This window comes from Undibacterium sp. Ji50W, assembly GCF_049340445.1.
In the GTDB taxonomy this organism is placed as follows: Bacteria; Pseudomonadota; Gammaproteobacteria; order Burkholderiales; family Burkholderiaceae_D; genus Undibacterium.
Genome location: NZ_JBMPOX010000007.1, coordinates 54,591 through 72,486, shown reverse-complemented (window position 1 = coordinate 72,486; position 17,896 = coordinate 54,591). Strand labels below are relative to the sequence as shown.

At 52.9% G+C, this 17,896-nt stretch carries 10 protein-coding genes; 5 read left to right on the top strand and 5 right to left on the bottom strand.

The genetic code is table 11. The features are described from left to right. Nucleotides 1-33: 33 nt before the first annotated feature. Both ACO0K9_RS12670 and ACO0K9_RS12665 read left to right on the top strand, forming a co-directional pair. Nucleotides 34-6,084: a filamentous hemagglutinin N-terminal domain-containing protein gene (locus ACO0K9_RS12670; protein WP_422985381.1), complete on the top strand. Its 6,051-nt coding sequence runs from the start codon at nucleotides 34-36 to the stop codon at nucleotides 6,082-6,084. Then, the gene (locus ACO0K9_RS12665; protein WP_422985379.1) at nucleotides 6,053-6,796 is read left to right on the top strand and encodes a FecR family protein; all 744 of its coding nucleotides are present in this window, start codon (nucleotides 6,053-6,055) and stop codon (nucleotides 6,794-6,796) included. Before ACO0K9_RS12670 ends, ACO0K9_RS12665 begins: the two co-directional genes overlap by 32 nt. Before the next feature lie 59 nt (nucleotides 6,797-6,855). On the opposite strand, the gene ACO0K9_RS12660 is transcribed toward ACO0K9_RS12665, so the two are convergent. Continuing rightward, the gene (locus ACO0K9_RS12660; RefSeq protein WP_422985377.1) at nucleotides 6,856-7,770 is read right to left on the bottom strand and encodes a M48 family metallopeptidase; all 915 of its coding nucleotides are present in this window, start codon (nucleotides 7,768-7,770) and stop codon (nucleotides 6,856-6,858) included. Nucleotides 7,771-8,168: 398 nt separating this feature from the next. Here ACO0K9_RS12660 and ACO0K9_RS12655 point away from each other — a divergent pair, with 398 nt between their 5' ends. Beyond that, complete coding sequence (locus ACO0K9_RS12655; protein ID WP_422985375.1) at nucleotides 8,169-9,779, top strand: MutS-related protein; 1,611 nt, start codon at nucleotides 8,169-8,171, stop codon at nucleotides 9,777-9,779. A gap of 16 nt (nucleotides 9,780-9,795) precedes the next feature. Here the strand turns inward: ACO0K9_RS12655 and ACO0K9_RS12650 are convergent, their stop codons facing one another. From ACO0K9_RS12650 to glyQ, 4 genes are all read right to left on the bottom strand, one after another. After that, a complete protein-coding gene (locus tag ACO0K9_RS12650) occupies nucleotides 9,796-10,542 on the bottom strand; it encodes a lysophospholipid acyltransferase family protein (RefSeq protein WP_422985373.1) in 747 nt (248 codons plus the stop codon). Nucleotides 10,543-10,574: 32 nt separating this feature from the next. Then, complete coding sequence (gmhB, locus tag ACO0K9_RS12645) at nucleotides 10,575-11,138, bottom strand: D-glycero-beta-D-manno-heptose 1,7-bisphosphate 7-phosphatase (protein ID WP_422985371.1); 564 nt, start codon at nucleotides 11,136-11,138, stop codon at nucleotides 10,575-10,577. A gap of 130 nt (nucleotides 11,139-11,268) precedes the next feature. Further along, nucleotides 11,269-13,353 carry a glycine--tRNA ligase subunit beta gene (gene glyS / locus ACO0K9_RS12640; RefSeq protein ID WP_422985369.1) on the bottom strand — a complete coding sequence of 695 codons (2,085 nt, stop codon included), beginning with the start codon at nucleotides 13,351-13,353 and terminating at the stop codon, nucleotides 11,269-11,271. A gap of 82 nt (nucleotides 13,354-13,435) precedes the next feature. Continuing rightward, nucleotides 13,436-14,401, bottom strand: a complete 966-nt coding sequence (gene glyQ / locus ACO0K9_RS12635) for a glycine--tRNA ligase subunit alpha (protein ID WP_422985367.1) — start codon at nucleotides 14,399-14,401, stop codon at nucleotides 13,436-13,438. Nucleotides 14,402-14,993: 592 nt separating this feature from the next. Here glyQ and ACO0K9_RS12630 point away from each other — a divergent pair. Then, entirely contained in the window at nucleotides 14,994-17,477 is a 2,484-nt protein-coding gene (locus tag ACO0K9_RS12630; RefSeq protein WP_422985365.1) for an EAL domain-containing protein, read from the top strand. After that, complete coding sequence (locus tag ACO0K9_RS12625) at nucleotides 17,470-17,742, top strand: hypothetical protein (RefSeq protein ID WP_422985363.1); 273 nt, start codon at nucleotides 17,470-17,472, stop codon at nucleotides 17,740-17,742. The genes ACO0K9_RS12630 and ACO0K9_RS12625 overlap by 8 nt, the downstream gene beginning before the upstream one ends. The last annotated feature ends 154 nt before the right edge of the window (nucleotides 17,743-17,896 follow it).

Genomic DNA, 17,896 nt, shown 5'->3' with positions numbered 1-17,896 from the left:
TTGGTGAGGAAGAGCATGAGGAAAGAAATCAGTATGTTCGCTCAATCTGAATCCACATTGGCGGCGAACCGGCGCATCGGGTCTTTACCCCGGCTATTACCAAAGCTACTACCAAAGCTACTACAAAAATTCCTGCCGGCTTTGTTGCTGGCCTGTTTTTGCCATGCGCCTGGCATGGCCAATCCGCTTGGGCCGCAAGTGGTCAATGGCAAGGTGATTTTCAACAAGGACGGTAATCTGTTTACGATTACCAATACGCCGGGTGCCATCATCAACTGGCAGGATTTTTCCATCAATGCCGGTGATATTACCCGCTTCATTCAGGAAAACGCCAATAGCGCAGTATTGAACCGCGTCACCGGCCAAAACCCTTCAAAGATACTGGGTGCACTGCAATCAAATGGACGGGTGTTTTTGATCAACCCGAACGGCGTCCTGTTTGGCAAGGGCGCGCAGGTGGATGTGAACGGGCTGGTGGTGTCCAGCCTGGGCATGAGCGACAGCGATTTCAAAGCTGGCAAGCTGAATTTTTCTGCGGGTGAACAGGCCGGCAAGGTCAGCAATCAGGGTGCCATTACCACTCCGGCAGGCGGGCACGTGTATCTGATTGCACCTGACATTGAAAACAGCGGCATCATCACCTCACCCAATGGCGATATCCTGCTGGCCGCTGGTCAATCTGTGAAACTGGTTGATTCCGCCAATCCCGATGTGCATGTGGTGGTCAGCGCCAGCAAGGATCAGGCTGTCAACCTGGGACAGGTGATCGCTGCCGGTGGCAAGATCGGTATCTATGGTGCGCTCATCAATCAGCGCGGGCTGGTCAGTGCCAATAGTGCCGTGGTCGGCGAGAATGGCAAAATATATTTCAAGGCCAGCCAGGATACGGTATTGGATAGCGGCAGCCTTACTACCGCGACTGGTGCTGGCAAGGGTGGTGACATCCAGATTCTGGGGCAGCGCGTGGCACTGGCTGGCAATGCCCAGGTTGATGCCAGCGGCGATACGGGCGGCGGCCAGGTTCTGGTTGGCGGTGATTATCACGGCGACAATGCCGGCGTGATGAACGCCAGGCGTACCTTTGTCGGCAGCGATGCGACTATTTCCGCCAACGCTGGCAAGAGTGGGGATGGCGGCAAGGTCATCGTTTGGTCAGATGAGGTGACACGGGTCAATGGCAGCATTTCTGCACGTGCAGGCAGCGCAAGCGGGAATGGCGGCTTTGTCGAAACTTCGGGCAAGCAAAACCTGGATTTTCATGCAAAAGTAGATGTCAGTGCCTCGCGTGGCAAGAACGGTACTTTATTGCTTGACCCTTCCTCCATCACGATTGGTGGCGGTACTGGTGACGGCGCATCCGATGGTACTGGCACCTTTCAGGGTTCTGGCATAGGTACGATCAATTTTGCTGATGCCAGCCCGACCACTGTGTATCAGTCAGAAATCCAGGGGCTTGCCCCAGGTACGAATATCGTGCTGGAAGCAAGCAACTATATCGATACCAGTGGTATTTTTTTTAGCAGCCTGATATCCCTGCCCAGCAATTCCAGTCTGACGCTCAGGACGCGTAATGCAGCAACTGATGTTAGCGCCACCCGTGGCATCAATCTGATAGCGGCTGACCCCAATCTGGAAATCAAGGCCGCCGGTACCGGCACCATCACCTTGCAAACCGGCACCGGTGCTTCACCACAGACGGCCGATATCGTGGTCGCCAAGCTGACCACCAATAGCGGGCAGATCAGTACCAGTGCCAGTGGCAATACCACCTTCAAGTCATTGGTAACATTGCCGGGCACGGTAGGTGTGGGGGGCGACGTCCTGGTCAATAGCACGGGGTTTATCAATGTCGGTTCGGGTGGTATTGATGCACGCGGCAACTCCTCGACGAATGGCAATGTCACGATCAGCACTGGTGCGGATGTCATCCAGCAAAACGGTAGCATCATCTACGCCAAAGACTTGAAGCTGAGTGCTGTGAGCGGCCTGCATGGGACGATTGCAACGGATAATATGGGGGTGCAAGCGGCCAAAGTGAATGCGCTCAATACCGGCAGTGGGGATATTCGTATCGCCAGTATCGCTGCCAATCTGGTGGTCAATGATATAGGTGCGACTGGTTACGGCGTCAAGCAACAGACTTCTGGCGCAGGAATTTACCTCAGTTCGCCCTCTAGTTTTACAACCGATATCAGTGCACCGGTGATTACCAATAACGGACTGGTGACCATCAATGGTCAGGGCGGTATCAACCAGTTTGCTGGGGGAAATATCAATAGCACCGGCGGTATCATTACTTTGCAGGTTGCCGGTGTTGATGCGTTGACCAGTACGGCTGCTGGTGCCCAGATCAATAGTTCTGGCGCTGCCATCTCCATCAAATCCGACAAGATGGATTTGCTTGGAACAGTGAATGCCGGTAGCGGCGCCGTTACACTGGATACGAATGGCGGTGGCAGTATTCATCTGGCCACGGGTGCGACGAATGCGCTGGCCAGCACACTGGAATTGTCTGCTGCCGAATTAAACAAGATCACAGCCACGCGCCTGAAAATCGGCAACATGGGTGGCGGTGCAATCGACATCAAAGGCCCCATGAGTTCTGGCGCCGGCGGTGCTTTGCAAAACGTGAACACCTCGCTTACCTTAAATTCCGGTAACACTATTTCACAACAGATAGGTGCCATTATTGATGGTGCCAGCTCGGTGCAGGCGCGCGGTTATAGCGTTAACCTGTCCGAAGCCAATACCATAGGTGTCATTTCAGGTTCGGCCAGCACTGGCAGTTTCCTGTACCGTTCGGCCAATCCCATCAATGTGACTACGGTAGATGGTTATAGTGGGATCAATACGATATCGACCATCAAGCTGACTTCTGATTCTACTTCTGGTATCAGCCAGACAGCAGGTAATCCCATTGTTGGGAATGGCCTCGCCTTGCAGACCAAAGGACCGGTCAACCTGACCAATACCAGCAACAGTTTCAGCTCATTGGCGGCAGATCTGAATCCTGCCGGTCTGGGAACTGGCGGACTGAATGTCTTTAACGCAGGTAATTTGAATGTCACCAACATCGCCTCCATTACTGGCATTGTCACCAATAACCAGCCTGTTATAGTAAGCTCGGGTACTGGTACCCTGACGATTTCTGATAACGTCAATGCTGGCACGGGCAAGATCGGCTTCATTGCCGATCAACTGGTGCTTGGTGGTCCGGGTGGCGTGACGGCTAGCGATTTTGGTATTCGTCCCTATACCGTGGGACGTGCCATTACCGTCGGGTCTGCCACTTGCAGCGCTTCCCCTTGTCTGGCGGTGACTAACCTATACAGAGTCAACGCTGCCAATATTGCCATCGGCACCGACAGCCTGACTGACGCATCCGGCCCGATTTCTGTGGTTGCCATCACCGATACCAATGCCAGCGCTGCCACCGACATCAAACACCTGACCACTACACGCATAGGCTTGTTGAGCGGGTCGAATATCACCCAACTCAATCCCATTACCGTGCAGGATTTGGGCGTGGTCGCAAATGGTACTATCACACTGAATGGCCTGAACGTGATTAGCAACCTGGCAGCAAAAAGTGCTGGCAGTTTCAGTTTTGTGAATACCCAGGGTATCAATGTCAGTAACCTGACGGGTGGTAATGGTTCCAGCAACTATAGCCTGAATGGCATCGCCACCAACGGCAATGCCATTCTGACGGCAAATGCCGGCAATATCACTATTGGCGCACCTATCAGTGCTGGCACCGGTGTGGTGACACTGTCGGCGACGGGTGGCAGTATTGTTCAATCCAGCGGTTTGATCAGTGGCGCTTCACTGGATGCCTCAGCCAGCGGCGGCATCGGCAATGGAACCGCCTTGCAGACCCAGGTGCCTTTGCTGCTCGCCAATAATAGCGGTGTCAATACCGATATCAAGGTCAATAATACGGGTGCTCTTACCTTGCGCAACGTGGTTCAGAGCACTGCCGGCAGCACTGGCAATATCATCATCGACAATGTGGGCGCCATTACACTGGCCAATGGTGATGCAGTGCGTACCAAGGCGGGCAGTATCAGCCTGGTGGCGCATAGCCCTCTGACTGTCAATGGTACCGTCGCCAGCGCCAACGGTGGCAATATCACTCTGGAAGCTGGTGCCAGCGGCAGTACTGCCGACAAACTGACCGTGGGAAGCACCGGTGTGGTGTCGACTACCGGCAATATTTTGCTGAAAGCGGGTGATGCCATCCTGATTTCCGGTACCGTCAGCGGTGGTAGCGTTACCCAGCAAGCTTTCCTGAATGCGCCACTGCCCAGCCTGGCTGCCTGTATCGCCACGCCGACCTTGCAAGGATGCAGTTCAGTGTTGCCCAGTCTGGCGGCCTGTATGGCTAAACCTGACCTGAATGGTTGCAGTGTGGTCTTGCCCAGCATCGAGACTTGCCGTGCATCGCCGACTGTGGCCGGATGCAGTGCGGTACTGCCGACTATCAGTGCCTGTATCGCAAATCCCTCGCTGTCTGGTTGCGCCAGTGTCTTGCCCAGCCTCAGTACCTGTCTCGCCAACCCCACCGTTGCTGGTTGCAACCTGATCTTGCCAACGCTGGCTGCGTGCATAGCCAATCCATCGACCGCTGGTTGCAGCGCCATATTGCCTAGCCTGACAGTCTGTATTGCCAATTCCGGCGTCAATGGTTGCAGCGCAGTGCTGCCTAGTTTGTCGCAATGTACGGCTGCACCAACGCTGCAGGGATGTAGCGTGATCTTGCCGGCATTGGCGGCCTGTATTTCTGCACCGAATATTGCTGGCTGCTCTGCCGTATTGCCGTCGGTCGCTGCATGTACTGCCAGTCCTTCGCTGGCAGGTTGCAGCGCAGTCTTGCCGACGCTGGCGGCCTGTATACAGACCCCGAGCCTGGCAGGTTGCAGTGCTGTCTTGCCGACACTGGCAGCCTGTAGCGCCAGCCCCAGCCTGCCAGGATGCAGTGCCGTCCTGCCAAGCCTGGCGGCTTGCATCGCCACACCAACACTGGCCGGTTGCAGCAATGTCTTGCCTGGTCTGGCAGCCTGTACTGCCACCCCGACCTTGCCAGGCTGTAGCGTGGTGTTGCCGACACTGAGTGCCTGTATCGCCAATCCGGGTCTGGCCGGTTGCTCAGTGATATTGCCTAGCCTGGCGGCTTGTATTGCCAGCCCAAGTTTGCCAGGTTGCAGTGCAGTATTGCCTAGCATCAGTGCCTGTATTGCGACACCTACGCTGGCTGGTTGCAGCAATGTGTTGCCAAGCCTGGCCAGTTGTATCGCCACACCAAGCTTGCCGGGTTGCAGCGTGGTATTGCCAAGCGTCGCCAGTTGCGTAGCCAATCAAAGCTTGCCTGGCTGTACGCTGGTATTGCCTAGCCTGGCAACCTGTACTGCGGCACCTTCAACCGCAGGTTGTAGTGTGATTCTGCCAAGTCTGGCCGCCTGTACTGCAAATCCTGCGCTGGCGGGCTGTTCAGCGGTGTTGCCTAGCCTGGCTGCCTGTACCATCAATCCGGGCACTGCCGGATGTGCAGCTGTTTTGCCGGGCTTGAATGCCTGTGTGGCCAACCCTGCCTTGCCAGGATGCAGTGTGGTTTTACCCAGCCTGACTGCCTGTATTGCGACACCGTCAGCGGCTGGTTGCAGCGCTGTGTTGCCGACACTGAATGCCTGTATCGCTAGGCCGGCTGCCAGCGGTTGCAGCGTGGTGTTACCAAGCCTGGCAAGTTGTGCGGCTAACCCGGCAATTGCCGGCTGCTCGGCAGTCTTGCCTACGCTGGCGCAATGCGCGGCCAATCCTGGTTTGCTGGGTTGCACGATAGTCTTGCCTATTGGTGATATCCGGACTGGCAATGTGCTGACCAATTCTATCAATGCGGCCCTGAACAGCTATATCAGTTCGACCCTGGCCATCACCAATTCAATTACCAATTCATCGAGTTTCTTTGAGAGTGGTAACGGTGATTCAGGTCGTGAAACCAGGTTTGAACAAAGAAGCAGTATTGCCGGCACAAGTGATAACGGAGTATTAAAAAATGCTACTGATAAAAAACTGTACTGCAATTAAGTTTCTTTTCCTGCTATCGCTATGCCTGAGCTGCGCATTCAGTTTCGCAGCCCAGGTCGCGGGTACGGTCACGCACCTGAGTGGCCCCTTGCTGGTCAAGAAAGCCGACGGTACGGTCAAGGTATTGACGCAGAAATCGACAGTCGAGCAGGGCGATATCCTGATTGCAGAAAAAGATACCTATGCCCGTATCAAGTTTGCCGATAATAGCGAAGTCACCCTGCGCCCGAATACACAATTGCGCATAGACCAGTTTTCTTTCGAAGAAGACAAACCAAACAATGATGGGTTTGCCATGACCCTGATCAAGGGCGGCATGCGTGCCGTGACCGGCATATTGGGCAAGCGCAACAAGGAGCGGTTTGGCCTGAATACACCGACCGCATCGATAGGCATACGCGGCACCATCTTCATTGCCGAATATGTACCGCCTGAATTGTCTGGTGTGAATGATCCGCAGGGCGCTGGCAGACCGCCAGGCCTGTATATCCAGGTGCTGGATGGAACAATCTTCCTGAAAAACGATGCCGGCTTGCTGGAGGTATCAGCCGGACAGTTTGCCTATGCCGTCAGCTTCTCGAAACCACCGGTACTGTTGCCGAATAATCCAGGCATGCAATTCAGCCCGCCAGTCAGCTTCCCTGCCGGTAACAGCCAGGAAAATGCCAGCAATGAAAAAAAATCGGGTAGCCTGATTTGTGAGGTGCGTTAGGTCACCTGGATTTTGGCCAATCCTGCGCTGTCCATCAGTGCAGGATTGGCAATCAAGACTTAAAATGCTGGCAGATCGGCGCTGGCATGCTGTCGCAACTTGTCGCGAGCCAGTTCAAAGTCAGGGAATACGGATTGCACCGTCGCCCAGAAACGCGGACTGTGATTCATTTCCCGCAAATGTGCCAGTTCATGTGCGATGACGTAATCAATAATCATCGGTGAAAAATGAATCAGCCGCCAGTTCAGGCGTATTTTCCCTTGAGAAGTACAAGAACCCCAGCGTGTGGTCGCCGCTGACAGTGCCATGCTCTGATAGCGCACATTCAGTTTTTCTGCAAACACAGGCAAGCGATCATTGAATACCCGCTTGGCTTCCTGCTGCAACCAGCTTTGCACACGATCTTTCAATTGCTGTTCACCGGCATCGGCTGGCAGATTGATGATCAGTGTGCCCTGGTCTGCCAGGAAATGGGTGCCGCTGATAGAGGCCGGCGCAATCTGCAGCGCGATCTCGCCACCAAGGTAAGGTAGCTTGGCCCCATCCTTCCAGTGCATTTTGGGTTCGAGCTGGCGCTGGGTACGTTCCCTGCGCTCGGTCAGCTTGCGTAATATCCAGCTCTGTTTTTCCTGTATTGCTGTTTCAATATCGGCAATCGTCACCCAGCGCGGTGCCGTGATGCGCAATCCGTCTTCATTGATCAGGAAACCGATACTGCGGCGTTTTGAACGCTGCAAATCATATTCCAGCAAATAATCCTGTATCAGTATGCGTCGCTTGTTGCTGGTATTGACAAAGGTGGAAGGCGGAGGCGTGAGCGGCCGCACTTCATCCCTTTGAATTTTGTCTTTGGCTGGAGTGGGTGGCACAGCAGGCGCGGGACGCAGTTTGTCCGGCACCAGAAAATCACTGAATAAATCCAGTTGCAAAGCCATTTGTATGGCCTTGCCAATAGATGGAATGCGGGGTTTCATTTCAGCTTGGGTAATCCTGATTCAATATGACGTGGAACTTATGGCCAGTTTTTTTGCTGACATATCCAATAGTGTGACCTATTTTCAGGTTTTCGTGTTTTTGCGTCAAAAAAAGGATTTTTTTGATTGCTTTTCTTTTGTTTATTCTAGTGGACTGTAACAGTTGAAACAGAAGTGAAAGACGCTTGCCCGGCGATCAGGGCAAGGCAAGGTTAACACTTATGCACAGCGATAGTGAACTATCGCGAGCATTTGCAACGCAGCCATGGTCGTCGCGCAAGCGGAAGGCACTCTGTTTTCAATTGTTACAGTTCACTAGGTCGCTTGAATTCTGCGCAAGTAGCTCAACCTGCCTGAACACGAGAAAGCTCAATTCGCCACATAGCCAACAGGGTCACATGCATACACTGACATTGCTGCAGAATTACTGGGACCGTCTTGTTAAAAAGATTTCCTTTTTGTTGCACCTTCCTCACAAGAAGCCAGTTGATTTTCCTTTCGCCCGTAGCGATATTGCCATGTTGTACCGCAGTGCAAAAAGTTACGATGTAAAGCTTATTGACGAGCATACAGCCAAGGATATGTTACTGGATGCTTACGCCGATAGACTGGCCGTGGGAAGCAGTATTTTTGCTCAGCAAATGTTACACCAGCGCTTGCGCGTAGATACGCAGGACAATGATGGCAGGCAGCGCTTGCAGAAACTGATCGCTGATCCTGTATTGCATGGTGTATTGCAGCAGCACTGTCTGCCCTTACGTGAAGTCGAAATAGAGATCAGCGAACAGATCTTCACGCATGCCATTCCTGATCCGGCAGCATGGTACAAATTCATGTGGCTACTACCAGTCGGCACCATTTTGCTGCTCTTGCTTGCACTGACATCGACGGCTTATGCCTGGTCAGCAGTTGTGCTGGCATGGGGCGTTTTGCTGGCGCTACAGTCACGCTACTCCGACCGGATCGCGGAATGGTCAAAAAAACTGCAAACCTTGCGTGCCTTATTGAAAAGCTTCAATTTGCTGGAGAACCAAGCACCATCGGATACGTTGACGCAGAACGAAGATGGCAATCAAGCGAATAGAATTATGCGTAGCCTGAGCCGACCAGCACTCCTGTTCCTGCCGGTTGTGAAGGAGTATGCTGAATGGTTCTTGCTGGACAATATCCGGCATTATTTTAAAACCTGCATGATAGTACGGAATAATCAGGATTTTCTACGCAGGGTATACCTGCGCGTGGCAAATCTGGAAGCTGATCTGGCACTGGTCAGGCACTTGCAATCGGTTCCACAATATTGTTGGTCGTCGCCTGCAAGTGGGAAGCGATTGCACTTGCAGCATGTCGTGCATCCATTGTTACAGCAGGCTTCAGCCTTAAGCATTGCACTGGAAGGGAAAGGTGCTTTTGTTTCAGGACAGAATGGTATAGGCAAGAGTACCTTGTTGCGCACCATAGGTTTGAATCTTATCGTTGCCCGTGCTTTTGGTTTTTGTTATGCGGCTTCTGCCAGTGTTCCCGTGGGAGCGGTGTACTCAAGCATGCAGAGTGAAGATTCCCTGATGGCAAGTGAAAGCCTGTATCAGGCAGAACTCAGACGTGCCAAAGAATTACTGGATGTCGCCGGAAGCTATCAGCAGACCGTGTTCGTGATTGATGAAATCTTTCGGGGTACCAATCACCAGGAATCCATCTCGGCTGCGGCCGCAGTTTTGCAAAGTCTGTCCAGTTCCAGCATGGTGATCGTTTCATCCCATAATCTGGTGCTGGCACCATTACTGGAAAGCTATTTGACACCTCTATGTGTCGTAGCTGACCACAGTGATAAATCCAGATTGCATTTGGCTGAGGGCGTACTGGCTGATCCCAACGGCATACGCTTGTTGTCTTCGTACGGTTTTGGGGAAGACATAAAAAACAAAGCCAGTCGGGTTTTTGACTGGCTTAGTGATTATCTTATTCATCCAGACAAGTGTGAACAACTATTGGAAAGCTCCGGTTCAGCTTGAGGCATGCTGCGGAAAATTACTTTGATTCCGATTGATACACCTGTGGCGAAATCACACGCATTTCGGCCTCTATCCATTTTTCTACTTCTGCCATCAATTCCACCGCATTCATATCATTCGGTGGAATCGGTTTGCCAACAGATACGGTGACGGTGCCTGGCAATTTGGTGAAAGAGTTTTTGGGCCAGCATTCACCAGAATTCACGGCGACAGGTACGACAGGAGTATTGGTTTCCACTGCCAGACGGGCACCGCCGCCTTTGTACTGGCCTTTTTTACCCACAGCGATACGTGTACCTTCGGGGAACATGATGATCCACTGACCATCGGCCAGACGCTTGCGGCCCTGGGTGACGACATGGGCGAAGGCGTCCTTGCCCTTGCTACGGTCGATAGGGATCATGCGCAGCATGGAGATAGCCCAGCCAAAGAAGGGGATATAGGTAATTTCTTTTTTGAAGACGAACACCAGTGGGCGCGGCGTGGCCATCAACAGGAAAATGGTTTCCCAGGCTGACTGATGTTTGCATAGCAGGATGGCTGGCCCATCCGGGAAGTTCTCAAATCCTTTGGTCTGGTAGCGTATGCCACAAATCACTTTTGCTGCCCAAATGATGGTGACATTCCAGCGTGCTGTAATGTAATAGCGCTGGTTATACGGCAAGAATGCAAACAGCATACTGATGGGAGCCCAGACGATGGTAACAATGCCCATCACCAGTAAAAAAATCAGCGAGCGTACAAAAAGGGTAAAACGAAGCATGTAGTCTCCAGTTGCGGCGATGCTGAATACATTCAGATCGCGATATTAAATTCGGATGGTGAGTTTTCCACCAGTTTGTCTACCATCGCGGCCAGGTCGGGATAGACCTGTGTGCCGGGTGGCAGGCCGCCTTTTTCCTGGGCCTGGGCACCTTTGCCAGTCAATACCAGGTGCGGGATGCAACCCATCACAAACCCCGCTTGCAGATCGCGCAGCGAATCGCCAACGCAATGTACACCTTTCAGGTTAACGTCATAGCGGCGGGCAATTTCCTGCAGCATGCCAGGCTTGGGTTTGCGACAGTCACAGTTTTCATCGGCCATATGCGGGCAGAAAAAAATGGCGTCGATGGTGGCACCCAGTTGTTGTGCTGCCGTGTGCATTTTCTGGTGGATGGCATTCAGGGTCGCCATATCAAACAATTTGCGGCCCACGCCAGACTGATTGGTGGCAACGACCACGCGATAACCGGCCTGGTTCAGGCGGGCAATCGCCTGTAGCGAACCGGGAATGGGTTTCCATTCATCGGGCGATTTGATAAAGGCGTCCGAATCCTGGTTGATGACGCCATCACGGTCAAGAATGATGAGTTTCATAGCCTATCCTTCTCATTTGTCATCAGTTGCATCAGTTTGCAACAACAGCCCGGTGTTCATGGCGCTGTTGTTGCCTGCACTGTTGTTTCCACAGTTGTTGTTGGCACTGCTGTAGTTCACACTATATCAATTATGCTGCCAGCTTGGAAATGTCGGCTACCTGATTCATCATCCCATGCAGGCTGGCCAGCAAGGCCAGGCGGTTGTTACGCAAGGCCAGTTCTTCGGCATTCACCATCACGTCATTGAAAAAACTGTCCACGGCTGCACGCAGGGCGGCCAGGGTTTTCAGGGCGCTGGTGAAGTCACCTTTGGCAAAGGCTGCATCGACTTCCGGTTTGACATCGGCCATGGCCTTGGCCAGTGCCTGCTCGGCGGCTTCCTGCAACAGGGACGAATTAACCGCACCTGGCGCAGCTTCGGCTTTTTTGAGGATATTGGTAATGCGCTTGTTGGCAGCGGCCAGTGCTTCTGATTCCGGCAGGGCAGCAAAGGCTTGTACGGCTTGCAGGCGTTCAACGATGTTGGCTAGTGTGTCTGGTTGCTGGGCAACCACGGCTTCCACTTCGCTTTGTGAAAAGCCCTTGTCGCGTAATTGACCACGCAGGCGGTCAAACAGGAAGTTCAGCACGTCGCTGGTCGGGTCGGTGAAGTTGGCATTGCCAGCAAACAGGGCCACGGCTTGCGCCAGCAAGGTATGCAGCGACAGGCTCAGGCGTTTTTCCACCAGCATGCGCAAGATGCCAAGAGCATGGCGACGCAGTGCAAACGGGTCACGGTCACCGGTAGGCTGCAAGCCTATGCCCCAGATACCGACCAGGGTTTCCAGTTTATCTGCCAGGGCGACTGCTGTGCCTGTCAATGTTGCAGGCAGCGCATCGCCGGCAAAACGTGGCTGATAATGTTCTGACGCTGCGGCAGCGACATCAGCATGTTCACCATCGTGCTGGGCATAGTAAGTACCCATGATGCCTTGCAGTTCTGGGAATTCACCGACCATATCGGTCAGCAAGTCAGTCTTGGCCAGCAGGGCCGCGCGTTCGGTCAGGGCAACATCGCCTTTCAGGCTGGCAGCAATCTGGCCTGCCAGGGTTTTGACGCGTTGTGTACGGTCCGCCTGGCTGCCCAGTTTGTTGTGGTAGACCACGTTCGCCAGCAAAGGTAGACGTGATTCCAGAGTCTTTTTCTTGTCTTGTTCAAAGAAGAATTTTGCATCTGACAGGCGCGGGCGCACGACGCGCTCATTACCCTGGATGATGTGCTGCGGGTCGCTGGTTTCCAGATTCGAGACGATCAAAAAGCGGGAACGCAATTTGCCATTGGCATCCGTCAGGGCAAAATACTTTTGATTGGTCTGCATGGTCAGTATCAGGCATTCTTGCGGTACCGCCAAAAATTCCTGCTCGAAATTGCATTCATATACGACTGGCCATTCCACCAGGGCTGTGACTTCATCCAGCAGCGCTTCAGGCATCAAGACCTGATCTGTACCCGCTTTGCCAAGCAAGGCAACACGTATCAGTTCTTTACGCTGATTGAAGCTGGCGATGACCTTGCCTTCAGTTTTCAGGCTGGCGGCATAGTCATCTGCCTTGGCAATGCTGACATCACCAGCGGACAGGAAGCGATGGCCCTTGGTGATACGGTCGCTGTTCAAGCCCAGCAAGGACAGTGGCACAATATCGGCACCATGCAGGGCGATGATCTTGTGCACAGGGCGCACAAAATGCACGGTCTCGCCATCCGGACGCTGGTAGCTCATGACTTTCGGGATGGGCAACTTGCCTATGGTGTCTTCCAGTGCAGTTTGCACGGCGGGTGCCAGCGCGGTACCTGCGGCGGTATAGCTGTAAAAGAAGCTTTCTGCCTTGCCATCCACCGCACGTTCCAGATCGCTTACTTGCAAATTGGGAAAGCCCAGCGCCGCCAGTTTCTTGACCAGCGGTGGGGTGGCGTTACCAGCCGCATCCAGTGCGACGGATACCGGCAAGACTTTTTCGCGCATTAGTTTGTCTGGCGACGTGGCCCGCACGCCAGTGATGCTGACAGCCAGGCGGCGTGGTGATGCATAGCTGGTCGCGACGGTTTCAGCTTCCAGAAAATCGCGGGATTTCAAACCAGCTACTATGCCGGCACTGAATGCCTCGCCCAGTTTAGCCAGGGCCTTGGGTGGCAGTTCTTCGGTAAATAATTCAACTAACAGTGTTTGGCTCATGTTTCTTATCCTACGTTCCGGCGTTGTGCCAGAATCTGTTTAATGATGGTCTTGTGGGCTAAGCGTAAAGCTGATGCAATGCTTATGCAGAGGCGGCAGTAGCAACAGTAGCAACAGCGGCGGGAGCAGGCTTATGCTTGTCATCCGCAGCGCACATGGGGAAGCCCAGTGCTTCACGCGACGCATAGTAAGCCGCAGCCACGGCACGCGACAGGTTACGGATGCGGCCAATATACGCCGCACGCTCGGTCACCGATATCGCACCACGCGCATCCAGCAAGTTGAAGGTATGTGCTGCCTTCAAAATCATTTCATAGGCTGGCAGAGCCAGGGATTTTTCGGTCACTTCCAGCAGACGCTTGGCTTCCGCTTCGTAGTTGGTGAACAAAGAGAACAGAAAATCGGTATTTGAATATTCAAAATTGAAGGTTGATTGTTCGACTTCATTTTGATGGAAGACATCGCCATAAGACAGGCGCACGGTCTGACCGTTTTCTTCACGTTCTGTCCATACCAGGTCATACACGTTTTCCACGCCTTGCAAATACATGGCCAGACGTTCGATGCCATAGGTGATTTCGCCCAATATAGGCTTGCAGTCAATGCCGCCGACTTGCTGGAAATAAGTGAATTGCGTGACTTCCATGCCGTTGAGCCAGACTTCCCAGCCCAGACCCCAGGCACCCAGAGTGGGGTTTTCCCAGTCATCTTCGACAAAGCGGATGTCGTTTTGCTGCAAATCCAGGCCGAGGGCCTTCAATGAACCTAGATACAGGTCGAGAATATTTTCCGGTGCCGGTTTCAACACCACCTGATACTGGTAATAGTGTTGCAGACGGTTGGGGTTTTCGCCATAACGGCCATCTTTAGGGCGGCGGGAAGGCTGTACATAAGCTGCACGCCATGGTTCCGGCCCGATGGCGCGCAAGAAAGTACCCGTATGCGAGGTACCCGCACCCACTTCCATATCGTAAGGCTGCAACAGGGCGCAGCCTTGTTTGTCCCAGTAATCTTGTAATGTCAGGATAATTTGTTGAAATGTGAGCATCGTGCTATCTGCCTTTGTCACTTCTTTAAGAAGCGATGAATAAAGTTTGCCAAACCTTAGATTTTAACGGCTTTTGCGCTATATAGGCTAATTTGCTGGATGTTGTTTTGTTAATTTTAACCTGTAGATTGTGGAAATACTGAAGACCTTTCACCACAGAGACACAGAGGCACAGAGAAAGTCAGGAGAAAACCTGAAGAAATGAAAGAGTAATAATTGTCTTTTTAGTAAAAGTAATTAAAAAATCTATGCGGCCCTTCTCTTTGCTTAAACGCAATTGCAGCATGAATAGGTAGCTTTGTGGCTGTGGTTTTTGTTGCAATTCGTTTGGCTACAGGTTATAAAAATCTACTTGCCAAAAATAGGACTTACGCAAAATTGTCCCAGCAAGGCTGTCGCTTAAAGAAACCTCCCTCGCAGGGGAGGTTCGTTACGTCGGCAGGCAACATGTTGCCTGAAACCCCGACTACACCGTAGCGACGAAGGCAGTACGAACAGTACATGGTCTTAGTAAATGCGGGAGCTGCAACGCAGCTGGGGCGGTTTTGCGTAAGTCCGGAAAACAGTGTGTTGAACAGGAGACCGCACAGCAATGGCTATTGTCGACCAAACGAATGCTTTGGATGCAGAGTCACATCGACTCGAAGAGTGGTATCTATTGCTGGGGGAAATTTCCCATTGTCTGTGGTACTCATCAGAATTGCCGGCGATGTTGCGCGGCTTTTGTCGCATCCTGGTGCAGCGTGCCGGTTATCTATGCGCTGAAGTCGAACTGGACTTGGGTGACAAGTCAGAGATTTATCGTTTTCGTGCCGACAGGCCGGCGGCAGAGGGTATGCAATACCTGGTGTTGCCGCTACAGCATGATGGTCATGCCCTGGCACATTTGCGGGTAGGGGCAGAATTTGATCTCAGCGAAAACAGTAATGCCTGCAACATACTCAGCCGCTTCGCAAAAGAACTGGCGCATGCCGTTCATTCCCTCAACAGTACCCATGAACACCATGATTTACAAGACAATATGGAAATGCTGGCATTGTCCGTGCGGCAAAGTCCGTTTGCCGTGGTGATCACCAATGCCGCAGGTGAACTGGAATATGGCAACGACAGCTTCTGCCGCATCTCTGGTTATCAGTTGAATGAAGTGCTGGGCCAGCATGTGTTCTGGAATTCCGGTGATCCGGCCGATGAAAAAGTCATGCGGATTATTCTGGCCCTGAAAGTCGGCGAGCACTGGCAGGGCGAGGTACTCAGCCATCGCAAGGATGGCACTACTTATTGGGAAAGACAGGTCGTCAGCCCGCTGTGTAATGCGGATGGGGTGATCACTCACCTGGTCGCAGTCAAGCAAGACATCACTGACAGTAAATTCCAATTGAAGGAAGTCGAACAGGCTTTGCTCTTGCGCGAGCAGGCACTGGTATCGAGCAGCAATGGCATCATGATCACCCGTAGCGACGACAGCGATCATTCCATCGTCTATGTGAACCCGGCTTTCGAGAAAATCACTGGTTACACGGCACAGGAAGTCATAGGACGGGAAGGGCGTTTCCTGGTCAGGGAAGACCTGGCGCAACCTGATTTGCAAGAGATACGTTCTGCCCTGCGTGAAAAAAGAGCGGGCTGCGCGCTATTGCGCAATTACCGCAAGGACGGCACACAGTTCTGGAATGAGTTGCACATTTCCCCTGTCAAGGATGCCAGTGGTGCTGCAACCACGCATTTTGTCAGTGTCATCAATGATGTCAGCGAACGTGTCAATTACCAGAAAGAGCTGGAATACCAGGCCACACATGACAGCCTGACCGGTCTCGCCAATCGCAATTTATTGAATGACCGTATCACCCAGGCCATTGCCTGGGCCAAGCGCCAGGATTTGTCGGTGGGCCTGATGCTGCTTGATCTGGATCACTTCAAACTCATCAACGATGCCTCTGGCCATGGTGCTGGTGACGAAATGCTGAAGCAGGTCGCACAAAGGCTCAGTCACTGCGTGCGCGAAACCGATACCGTCGCCCGTCTGGGGGGAGATGAATTTGTCGTCATCCTGACCGATTTGCCAGAGACCGGGGATGTCGATGTTGTCGCCGAAAAAATCCTGGGGGCCTTGTCGCGCCCGTTTGAAATCAATGGCCATGAAGTGTTTGTGACGGCCAGTATTGGTATTTCCCTGTATCCCAGGGATGGTGATCACGGCGAGATATTATTGCGTTATGCCGATATAGCCATGTACCGCGTCAAGGAACACGGGCGCAATAGCGTGCGCCAGTTCATCCCTGAAATGGGGGTGACGGCCATCAGCCGCCTGAATATGGAAGGTGCCTTGCGGCGTGGACTGGAACGGCATGAATTTACCCTGCATTACCAACCCAAGATAGAACTGGCCAGTGGCCGTATCGTTGGTGCCGAGGCACTGGTACGCTGGCATCACCCGCAGATAGGTTTGATACACCCTATAGAATTTATTCCACTGGCAGAAGAAACCGGCCTGATCATTCCCTTGGGTGAATGGGTTTTGGCCGAAGCCTGCCGGCAGCAGGTGAGCTGGAAGAAAGCCGGTCTGGCAGACCTGAAAATTGCCGTCAATATGTCGCCCCGGCAGTTCCGGCAAGAAGACTTGTCTGAAAGGGTTGCCAGCATCTTTACTGAAACTGGTGCTGACCCCGCGCAGGTCACACTGGAACTGACCGAAAGCATGGTCATGCAGGATGTCAACAGCACCCTGGTAGCGCTGCGTGCGCTGAAAAACCTGGGCCTGTCCATTTCACTGGATGATTTTGGTACAGGGTATTCCAGTCTGTCTTACTTGCGGCGTTTCCCCATTGATGAACTGAAGATAGATAAATCCTTCATCAATGATATCCATGAAAATCCGGACGATGCGGCGATTGCCAGTGCCATCATTGCGATGGCACTGAGCCTGGGCCTGAGCGTGGTTGCCGAAGGCGTGGAAAAGAAGGAGCAAGCCGAACGCTTGCGCAAAATGGGGTGCAGCCAGGTGCAGGGCTATTACTTTGCCCGCCCCATGGATGCTGCCGGTTTCACCACCCGATTCCGCGAGCACATCAATGAATAAACTACTCTGGCGTACCGGCAAGGTAACGGAATTGCCAGACTTGCTGATGCTGGCAACCCTGGAAAAATCGGCTGCCGTTGGCGCGGCCACGGTCTATCATTTCAACCATGAGGGGCAAGAAAAATTGGCGATTTCCCTGCCCGATGGCCAGGCCCTGATCATTGAGGTTTTGTCCAACGCCAGGCCACGCAGACGCCGCATCGATCCCTTGAAAACAGATCAGCCAGATGCGCTGCCTGAGGCCGGTGTCTTGCCATCTGACTAGGTCAACACGCGCTGGCAAACGGAACAGCGCAAGAGGCGCAGGCTGACATGTTTGTAATGCTCATACCAACGATTATTTTTTTGTCATGATTGCCTGCCGCATCACTGAGCATGCGGGTATTTTTCAGGAAAATTATAAAAAATATATTGATTTA

Bases quoted from the DNA above. Each gene is read 5' to 3' on its own strand.
- ACO0K9_RS12630 (WP_422985365.1), top strand. From the start codon at position 14,994: ATGGCTATTGTCGACCAAACGAATGCTTTGGATGCAGAGTCACATCGA.
- ACO0K9_RS12670 (WP_422985381.1), top strand. From the start codon at position 34: ATGTTCGCTCAATCTGAATCCACATTGGCGGCGAACCGGCGCATCGGG.
- glyS (WP_422985369.1), bottom strand. From the start codon at position 13,353: ATGAGCCAAACACTGTTAGTTGAATTATTTACCGAAGAACTGCCACCC.
- gmhB (WP_422985371.1), bottom strand. From the start codon at position 11,138: ATGAAACTCATCATTCTTGACCGTGATGGCGTCATCAACCAGGATTCG.
- ACO0K9_RS12655 (WP_422985375.1), top strand. From the start codon at position 8,169: ATGCATACACTGACATTGCTGCAGAATTACTGGGACCGTCTTGTTAAA.
- ACO0K9_RS12665 (WP_422985379.1), top strand. From the start codon at position 6,053: ATGCTACTGATAAAAAACTGTACTGCAATTAAGTTTCTTTTCCTGCTA.
- glyQ (WP_422985367.1), bottom strand. From the start codon at position 14,401: ATGCTCACATTTCAACAAATTATCCTGACATTACAAGATTACTGGGAC.
- ACO0K9_RS12660 (WP_422985377.1), bottom strand. From the start codon at position 7,770: ATGAAACCCCGCATTCCATCTATTGGCAAGGCCATACAAATGGCTTTG.
- ACO0K9_RS12650 (WP_422985373.1), bottom strand. From the start codon at position 10,542: ATGCTTCGTTTTACCCTTTTTGTACGCTCGCTGATTTTTTTACTGGTG.
- ACO0K9_RS12625 (WP_422985363.1), top strand. From the start codon at position 17,470: ATGAATAAACTACTCTGGCGTACCGGCAAGGTAACGGAATTGCCAGAC.